Raw genomic sequence first — 7,134 nt, 5'->3', positions numbered from 1 at the left:
AATTTTTGAACGGGTAAACCGGTACCGTAGGGGCTGCACGCCGGGTAGCCCGCCAAATCATCGATTATCTGTGCATTTTGCGGGGCGCCGGGCCTGCGCCCCCTACGGTTATACACAATAAGAAGGACAGGTTCTATCCAAAGGCCCGAGACTCGAGACCCATAGCTCGAGACCCCAAAAAGGGGCTGTTGCTCACGCAACAGCCCCTTTTTCTTACACCGCCACACTCATGGCGTCCATGCCCAGTTCTTCCCGCACTTCCTCCCAGATCACCGTCCGGGCCTTTTTAAACCCGTTGAAGGTGGTGGCGGAAGCGGAGGTGTAGGCCCCGCAGACAGGGACCAGCAGCAGGTCTCCCACTTCCAGAGGCTCGGTCATCTTCCCCCGGAACATAATGTCCAGGGAATCGCAGCTGGGCCCGGCGAAAGTGGCCGGGATCTTTTTCCCTTCCTTGAAGCTGATCAGCTTGAAATCCCACTGGTCGAAGATCACCCCGGAGAAAGTCCCGTAGATCCCGTCATCCAGGAAATACCAGTGCTGGCCGTTCCGTTCGTTTTCCCCGATTACCCGGGTGATCAGGTTCACGGCGGTGCCGCACATGTACCGGCCCGGTTCTGCCCAGATCTCCAGGTCGGAGAAGTCTTCCTGGAGCCGGGCAGACACCTGGTCCAGGAGAGCCGTCAGATTGTAATGGACTCCGGTTTCCGGAATGGGGAAGCCCCCGCCGATGTCCAGTACCCGCATGGTCAGTCCCTTGGCCCGGGCTTCGGCCATCAGTTCCTTGGTAATGTCCATGGCGTGGAAATAGGGATCCGCCGCCACCGTCTGGCTGCCTACATGGAAGGCAATGCCGGCCACATCCAGTCCGGCTTCTTTGGCCTTCAGCATCAGGTCCAGGGCTTTTTCCCGGGGGCAGCCAAACTTCTTGTTCAGGTCCACATGGGCCTTGGCATTGTCGATCCGCAGCCGCAGCAGCACCGTGGCGCCCGGGCAGTGTTCCGCGATCTTTTTGATCTCGCTTTCGCTGTCATAGGTCATCCGGTACACCCCGGCATCCCGGCAGGCCTGGAACCCGGCATCCAGCTTGATGGGGTTGGCGTAGATCATCCGGTCCCCGGAAACGCCCAGCTGGCTCAGGGTACGGATTTCTCCGTCGCTGGCCACGTCGAAGCAGGCTCCCTTGTTGATCAGCAGATCCAGGATATGGAGGTCCGGATTGGCTTTCATGGCATAATGTATTTTCAATTGCGGGATATGCTCCCGCAGGATATCATAGTTTTTCTCAACCTGTTCCAGAGACAGTACCAGAAGAGGAGTTCCATACCTTTCAGCCAGGCTGGTGACAGCATCTTGGGTCAATTGGAAAAAGCTTTGTTCGTTCATTATCCATCCCCCTTTGGGCCTGCAGCTGCGTTCCGGCTTTTGCCGGGACAGACGCGGCCTTCCTTAAATTCGTAGTTCATTATACTACGATGAACTGAAAGTGCAAGAGGAAAATAAAGGAAAATCGAGGAGATGGAAGGAGTTTTAAGGAGTTTAAAGAAAAATATTCACCAATCACTTTTGTTCAGCATAACAATGAATAATTCTGTTTTGCTCAATTTTGGACGAATCAGGGAGTATGAGCCCGTATGAGCCCGTCCGGTCCATTGTGAAACAAAAGAAACACCCGCCGGAAAAGGCGGGTGTTGGATAAATATTCAATTGTAGTGAATATCTGCACACTATCAGGAATTGACTCCCGTAATCACATCGCAGCCCATGTAGGGACGGAGCACTTCCGGCACCACCACGGACCCATCGGCCTGCTGGTAGTTTTCCAGGATGGCGGCCACCGTACGGCCTACAGCCAGTCCGGAGCCGTTGAGGGTATGGACGTATTCCGGTTTGGACTTGGCATCCCGGCGGAACCGGATATTGGCCCGGCGGGCCTGGAAGTCTTCCGTGTTGGAGCAGGAAGAGATTTCCCGGTATTTGTTCTGTTCCGGGAACCAGACTTCCACATCGTAGCATTTGGCAGCGGAGAAGCCCAGATCCCCGGTGCACAGGCACACCACATGGTAGGGCAGCTTCAAGGCCTTCAGGATGTCTTCCGCATTGCCCACCAGTTTTTCCAGTTCGTCATAGCTGGTTTCCGGTTTGCAGAACTTCACCATTTCCACCTTGTGGAACTGGTGCTGCCGGATCAGCCCCCGGGTATCCCGGCCGGCGCTGCCGGCTTCAGCCCGGAAGCAAGGGGTCATGGCGGTAAGATAGATGGGCAGGTCGTCCCCGTTCAGGATTTCACCCCGGTAGTAGTTGGTCAGAGGCACTTCAGCCGTGGGGATCAGGTACATGTCCTGGCCTTCCACTTTGTACATGTCTTCGTGGAATTTGGGCAGTTGCCCGGTACCGGTCATGGAAGCGGTGTTCACAATATAAGGCGGGATCACTTCCGTATAGCCGTCCTTCCGGGTGTGCTGGTCCAGCATGAAGTTGTAGACGGCACGTTCCAGACGGGCACCAGCCCCTTTGTAGTAGTAGAACCGGGCACCGGACACTTTGGCAGCCCGTTCTGCATCCAGGATCCCCAGTTTTTCCCCGATTTCCCAATGGGCTTTTGGTTCGAAGTCAAAATGGGTGGGTTCCCCCCATTTCCGCACTTCCGGATTTTCCGTATCATCCTTGCCCACCGGCACATCTGCCGCCGGCATGTTGGGGATGGTGAGCATCACAGCCTGGAGCCGTGCTTCCACATCCTTCACCTTTTTGTCCGCTTCCGCGATTTTGTCCCCCAGGGCCCGCATGGCGGTGATTTTTTCCGTTGCGTCTTCCCCGTTCCGCTTCATCTGGCTGATTTCAGCGCTTACCGTATTCCGCTGGCTTTTGTCTCCTTCCACTTCCTGGAGCAGGGACCGGCGTTCCTGGTCCAAAGCCTTGAATTCTTCCAGATCCACTTTCGCATGACGGTTTTTCAGAGCCTGGGCAACCTTTTCCGTGTTGTCCCGGACAAATTTCAGATCCAACATAACTATAACCCCCAAAAATTCTATGCAATACTTCTGTCATTATAGCACAAAAGCCCCGGAAAAAGCATCCTTTCCTGCCTACAGGGCAATTCCTTCTTTGGCCGCCAGGGCCCCGAACACCTTGTCCATGTTTTCCGTAATCACCAGGGTGTCCGCCTTCATATGGACGGACAGAGGATCCCGGTTCAGGATCACCAGCCGTTTCCCATGGAAATAGTTGATGAAGGAGGCGGCCGGGTACACGGTCAGGGAGGTGCCGGCAATGATCATCATGTCTGCTTCCGAAATGGCCCGTACAGCATTTTCCACCGCTTCATCCGGGAGCATCTCTTCATACAGGGTAATGTCCGGACGGATCACGCCCCTGCAGGAGCAGTGAGGCACCGGTTCTTTGGATTCGAAGATGTAGTCCGCAGGATAGGTCTTCCCGCAGCTCATGCAGTAGTTCCGCAGGGCACTGCCGTGGATTTCGAACACCTTCCGGCTGCCGGCCTTCTGGTGGAGCCCGTCGATGTTCTGGGTCACGATGCCCAGCAGCTTCCCGGTCTTTTCCAGGGCCGCCAGATATTTGTGGGCCTTGTTGGGCTGGATCTTCCGGGTATCCATTTTCTGCCGGTGGAATTCGAAATAGACTTTTGGTTCATTCACCAGGCAGCTGTGGCTGAGAAGGTATTCCGGCCGGTACTGGTCGAACCGCACATCGTGCTGGTTGTACAGTCCATCCTTGCTGCGGAAATCCGGGATGCCGCTGGCGGTGGAAACCCCGGCCCCTCCAAAGAACACGATTTTCTGAGATTCCCGGATCCATTGATCCAGGGTGTCCACATCCTGCTCAAATTCTTTCTGTTCCATGGCTGTCAGCTCCTTTATTCTCCTCCATATTTGGGTTTCGGTGCCGGTGCCGGGACCTTTTTACCCGCCCGGACAGGGGGCTCCGGATCCTTCCACTGGAGGCTGTTTACCGAATGGTCGATGACCTTCTGCTGGTCCCGGGCTCCCAGCTGGAAATAATCCAGGGAAAGAAGGGTGCCCTTCCGGAGGAACACGTATCCCAGGCTTTTGCCTCCCGGGGTCACTTCTTCCTCCACAATACAGGTCCGCCCTGCCGCTTTGGAGAAATAGGTCCGGTTTTCCTTCAGGGACAGGCCCGGGTGGCTCTTCTCCCACTTGGCCCGGCGGTTCTCCGTCATAAGCCGGCAGAGATTTTCCCGGTCCTGGTCACACAGATCTTCCAGGCTGTCCGGCAGGAAAGCATAGTCCATGTTTTCCTGGAGAGACTGGAAGATCACCCCGGTGACCAGCTGGTTGTCCAGATGGAGCCGGGACAGCTGGTGGGGATCCCCGGGATCCGCTGCCTTCTGGATGTCCACGCTCCCAAAGGGGATTTCGTAGGAAACCCCGCTGTGGGGCAGGGTGATCCGTTCATAGGCCCCGCCGATTTCCAGCGAATCCAGCACCTGCCGGACGGCCGGTTCCAGGGTCCCGGCCTCTTTTTCAGGAATCAGGAAGCTGAGGCTGTACAGATTCTTCCGGTCCCCGAAAAAGTACCGGTCCGACACCTTCCCGTTTTCCAGCTGCCGGATGTGGAGCCCCTCCCGGCCGGCAAATTCGCCCATTTCCGCAGCCTGGACCGGGATGTCCTTGGCTTTGGCCTCTTCTTCATAGGTCCGCAGGGTCAGTTCCAGCATGATCTTTTCCGACTGGAAAGGTTTGGCTTCCTTCTCACCGTCGGTTTTCATCATGGCCCCGTTGGCCATGTACACCAGCATCGTATCTCCCCGGGAAGCCCGCATCAGGATGTCTTCCTGGTGTTTGCCCCGGCCGTAAAGGCCCTGGAGGGCAAAGCCCTCCGGCAGGGAAAACTGTACATCGTTCCGGGGATCCTTGAATTTCTCCCGGGCCTTTTCCCGGGTGCCGTATCTGGCCAGCAGTTCCGCCTTCAGATCCTTCTGCCGGGAAATACCGGACTCCGCCAGAGGCTGGCTGATTTCCAGATGGCCTCCGGCCCCCTCCGCGGGTTCCTGGGCAGCCGCTCCTTGTTCAGTTGTGTTTCCGCCGGCGGCCCAGGCGGCCGGCAGCAGGCTTCCCCACAGCACCAGCGCCAGGAGCAGCCCCTTCATGGATGGTTTCATATGGACTCCTGTAGGCCCAAGGCCCCTTCTGTTGGATGGATCGTTACAGTTCTTATTATAATCCATACGGGGAAAGGAAAAAAGGGGCTGTTGCATGCGCAACAGCCCCTTAGTCGGAAGTCAGGCGTCTGAAGTCGGAAGCCTCAGGACAGGATCCGTCTGGCTAGACGGATCCTTTTGATTACGTACAACCAGAATCGAAATCAATCTGAGCAATCATTTCGTCTAAAGGTTCTACACATTCAAAAATTTGCATGCAAATTTAACATTCGGCTCCAGACTTCAGACTCCAGACTTGAGCCGCTATGCGGCTCTACAGCTAGGGGGTGTTACACGCAACGTGCAACACCCCCTTTTTTTACGCCACAAAATCTCCGTTCACATCCACCAGTTTCCCGGGATTCATGATATTGTTGGGATCCAGGGCTTGTTTGATGGCTTTGATCAGTTTTACTTCCCCTTCAGGGGTGCAGCGGGCAAATTCTTCCAGCTTCTTGTAGCCGATGCCGTGTTCCCCGCTCATTTTTCCGCCCAGGGCATAGACCCGGGGGAACAGGTCTGCATGGAAGGCTTTGATGGTCTTGAACCAGTCTTCCGGAGACAGGCCGTATTTGTTCAGAGGCAGTACATGGATGTTCCCGTCCCCGATATGGGCCACGGTCACGGTGTACAGATTGTATTTCTTTTCCAGTTCAGGGATCTGGGCGGTCATTTCCGCGATTTTGTCCAGAGGTACCACGAAGTCTTCGGTCTGGAACATTTTGTCAATGTCCCGGGCAGCTTCAGCAAACTGTTTCCGCAGGGTCCAGATCCGCTGATCCGCTTCGAATTCATCGATGGAGCCATTGGCTTCCGCCAGGTCGCAGAGTTTTTCCATTTTCCGGTCAGATTCATCCTGGTCGAAGCTTTCCACCGTAACGATCACGTAGCAGCACCCTTCCTTCACATGGGGCATTTCCATGTTGTCCAGGTATTTGCAGGTCATGTCGATGGCGGAGTTGCCCATATATTCAATGGAAGTGGGATCGATGCCGGCCTTCAGGATCTTGTTGGGCAGGGCAAAGGCTTCCTTGTCCGTATTGAACACGCAGACCATGTTGAAGGAATAGGGAGGCAGAGGACGGAGCTTTACGGTGACTTCCGTGATGATCCCCAGGGTCCCTTCACTGCCGGCAAAAAGCTGTTCCAGACACAGGCCGGTGGAGCATTTCTTCAGCCGGGCGCCCACATCCACAATATCCCCGGTGGGAGTGACCACTTTCAGGGCATAGATCTGATCCCGGGTGGTGCCGTACCGGACGGCCCGGTTGCCCCCGGCATTGTTGGCCACGTTGCCGCCGATCTGGCAGGATTCCGCACTGGACGGATCCCCGGCGTACATGACACCGGCCTTCTTGGCTTCTGCCTGGAGCTGACCGGTGAATACCCCGGTCTGACAAACGGCATAGAAATTGTCCGCATCCAGTTTCAGGATCTTGTTCATCCGCTGGAGTTCCACCACCATGCCATGATAGATGGGGATGGCGCCGCAGGCCACACCGGTGCCGGCGGACCGGGGGGTGATGGGTACCAGATACTTGTTGGCCAGTTTCACCACTTCTGCCACTTCTTCGGTGGTGCCGGGGAATACCACCACTTCCGGCTTCTTGAAGAAATGGGGGTTCCCTTCTTCATCGGTCTGGTACTGTTCCAGATACTCTTCATCGGTCTTTACATACCGGTCCCCTACCACTTTTTTCAGTTCTTCCACTAGTTCCGGCGTAACCGGGTTATACTTGTGTTCCATTTTTATACCCTCTTCCCTGTATATTGTAATCCATACGTTTTTTCGTCTTTCTCTCACTGACGATGATGTTCCCTAGTATACCATATTCTGTATACAAGTAAAGGGCTTTTTTCTTTTCTTTATGTTATATATACATATTTTTTATTTAATTTATACATTTTCTACGGAAAACTGTAACGTTTTTTATAGAGAAATGGGATTTCAGCGC

General features: G+C 55.1%; 5 protein-coding genes. All 5 read right to left on the bottom strand.

Annotation, left to right across the window (positions count from 1 at the left end; genetic code table 11):
- Positions 1 to 213: 213 nt before the first annotated feature.
- Complete coding sequence (locus ACZOF8_RS08125; RefSeq protein WP_022487934.1) at positions 214 to 1,383, bottom strand: type III PLP-dependent enzyme; 1,170 nt, start codon at positions 1,381 to 1,383, stop codon at positions 214 to 216.
- Positions 1,384 to 1,727: 344 nt separating this feature from the next.
- Positions 1,728 to 3,008 carry a serine--tRNA ligase gene (gene serS, locus ACZOF8_RS08120; protein WP_154488462.1) on the bottom strand — a complete coding sequence of 427 codons (1,281 nt, stop codon included), beginning with the start codon at positions 3,006 to 3,008 and terminating at the stop codon, positions 1,728 to 1,730.
- 78 nt (positions 3,009 to 3,086) lie between these two features.
- Positions 3,087 to 3,860: an NAD-dependent protein deacylase gene (locus ACZOF8_RS08115; RefSeq protein WP_154488461.1), complete on the bottom strand. Its 774-nt coding sequence runs from the start codon at positions 3,858 to 3,860 to the stop codon at positions 3,087 to 3,089.
- Positions 3,861 to 3,874: 14 nt separating this feature from the next.
- Positions 3,875 to 5,140 carry a hypothetical protein gene (locus ACZOF8_RS08110; RefSeq protein WP_154488460.1) on the bottom strand — a complete coding sequence of 422 codons (1,266 nt, stop codon included), beginning with the start codon at positions 5,138 to 5,140 and terminating at the stop codon, positions 3,875 to 3,877.
- A 358-nt stretch (positions 5,141 to 5,498) separates the two neighbouring features.
- Complete coding sequence (locus ACZOF8_RS08105) at positions 5,499 to 6,926, bottom strand: FAD-binding oxidoreductase (protein ID WP_154488459.1); 1,428 nt, start codon at positions 6,924 to 6,926, stop codon at positions 5,499 to 5,501.
- Positions 6,927 to 7,134: the final 208 nt, after the last annotated feature.

The organism is Acidaminococcus sp. (assembly GCF_057597765.1).
This window is presented reverse-complemented; position numbering and strand designations above follow the sequence as displayed.

What these genes read in the sequence shown, in the direction of transcription:
- ACZOF8_RS08110 (WP_154488460.1), bottom strand. Translation starts at nt 5,140, where the DNA reads ATGAAACCATCCATGAAGGGGCTGCTCCTGGCGCTGGTGCTGTGGGGA.
- ACZOF8_RS08115 (WP_154488461.1), bottom strand. Translation starts at nt 3,860, where the DNA reads ATGGAACAGAAAGAATTTGAGCAGGATGTGGACACCCTGGATCAATGG.
- serS (WP_154488462.1), bottom strand. Translation starts at nt 3,008, where the DNA reads ATGTTGGATCTGAAATTTGTCCGGGACAACACGGAAAAGGTTGCCCAG.
- ACZOF8_RS08105 (WP_154488459.1), bottom strand. Translation starts at nt 6,926, where the DNA reads ATGGAACACAAGTATAACCCGGTTACGCCGGAACTAGTGGAAGAACTG.
- ACZOF8_RS08125 (WP_022487934.1), bottom strand. Translation starts at nt 1,383, where the DNA reads ATGAACGAACAAAGCTTTTTCCAATTGACCCAAGATGCTGTCACCAGC.